Consider the following 1,334-nt stretch of genomic DNA (forward strand, 5'->3'; position numbering starts at 1 on the left):
ACCCCGGCCGTTCCAGCAGACGAGGCCAGCGGGGTAGAGGCCGTCGCCGCCGTCTATCGCACTATCGTTACTGCGTCAGGCGATACGGATGTTGAGTGGGCAGCCAAAGAAGCCGCCCATGCCGGTGCGCTGGCCACCTTCGAGGCAGAGCTGGAGCAGCTGCGCCAGACGGTCGACCGCATCGCCTTCGCTGGCCAGGTGCCCGTCAACGTGGTGGGCGCCACGCCGGGCCAGCATATTGTGCCGGTTCAGGATGGCGATGGCATTGCAGGCATGGCCATGGACGAAGACGGCATGACCCTGAAGCAATACATGCGCTCGATTGGCAAGGTGATTTCCATCGAGGAGGATGGCCGCGCCCGGATCATCGTCAAGGTTGCATAGTTGCTCCTGCTCCACCACAAACCCGCTTCGGCGGGTTTTTTCATTTCTACCACCTGAAAGGCATCACATGGCCATCGAAACAACCGCCGCCGGCGGAGCACTGATTAAAATTTTTGGCATCCCGGTCCTGGCCGGCGCTGCCGCAACCTCACTGGGATTCATGTTCATGTGGCCAAAGACTGCCAAGGAAGCGGGCGTGCGCTTCTTCGTCACCATTCTGTTTTCCGCCCTGATGGGCCCGGCCCTGGTCGTGGTCGTGCGCAACTGGATGCCTGGCCTGTTCGACAGCGCGCGCGCCGTCGCGGTGCTGTACGGCAGCGACCCGGCGTTTGGCTTCCTCTTCATTGCCGCGCCGCTGATGGTGGCCGCCGGCTTGCCCGCCTGGTGGGTGCTGGGCGCCACGGTGCGCTGGTTCGACAAGCGCCGCGACAAGGATATCGGCGAGCTGGCGCGCGATGCGGCCGCCGTCGTCAAGGACGTGCGGGGTGGCCTGTGAACCTCACCAAGAATTTCACCTTGCAGGAACTGACCGCCTCCGACTGGGCGGCGCGCCATGGTGTCGACAACACGCCGACGCCGGCCGTGCTGGCGGAATTGCAGCGCACGGCTGAGCTGCTGCAGCGCATCCGCAATTACCTGACGGCTTGCGCCGGCATCGACACGCCGCTGACCAATATCAGCGGCTACCGCTCGATTCCAGTGAATCGGGGCATCGGCAGCAGCGATGGTAGCGACCATGTGCGCGGCTGCGCGGCTGATTTCAAGGCGCTGCGCATGACGCCATACCAAGTATGCCAGGCGCTGCTGCCAAAACTGAACGAGTTCGGCATCGGGCAGATCATCAACGAGCTGACCTGGGTGCATGTCAGTACAAAGATGGTGGCCAAGCCGATCAACCGCATCATCACCATCGACCGCCACGGCACGCGCGCTGGCATCTTGCAGGTGCG

3 protein-coding genes are annotated in these 1,334 nt (G+C 63.6%); all 3 read left to right on the forward strand.

Annotation, left to right across the window (positions count from 1 at the left end; all coding sequences use genetic code 11):
- A partial coding sequence (locus K0F85_RS28270) for a hypothetical protein (RefSeq protein WP_219119123.1) occupies positions 1 to 384 on the forward strand: 384 nt, incomplete at its 5' end.
- A gap of 166 nt (positions 385 to 550) precedes the next feature.
- Complete coding sequence (locus K0F85_RS28275) at positions 551 to 880, forward strand: hypothetical protein (RefSeq protein ID WP_257638217.1); 330 nt, start codon at positions 551 to 553, stop codon at positions 878 to 880.
- The coding region (locus K0F85_RS28280) for a D-Ala-D-Ala carboxypeptidase family metallohydrolase (RefSeq protein ID WP_219119125.1) at positions 877 to 1,334 on the forward strand (458 nt) is incomplete at its 3' end. The genes K0F85_RS28275 and K0F85_RS28280, both read left to right, overlap by 4 nt.

This window comes from Janthinobacterium sp. UMAB-56, assembly GCF_900095265.1.
Lineage (GTDB): Bacteria > Pseudomonadota > Gammaproteobacteria > Burkholderiales > Burkholderiaceae_D > Janthinobacterium.

What these genes read in the sequence shown, in the direction of transcription:
- K0F85_RS28275 (WP_257638217.1), top strand. Translation starts at nt 551, where the DNA reads ATGTGGCCAAAGACTGCCAAGGAAGCGGGCGTGCGCTTCTTCGTCACC.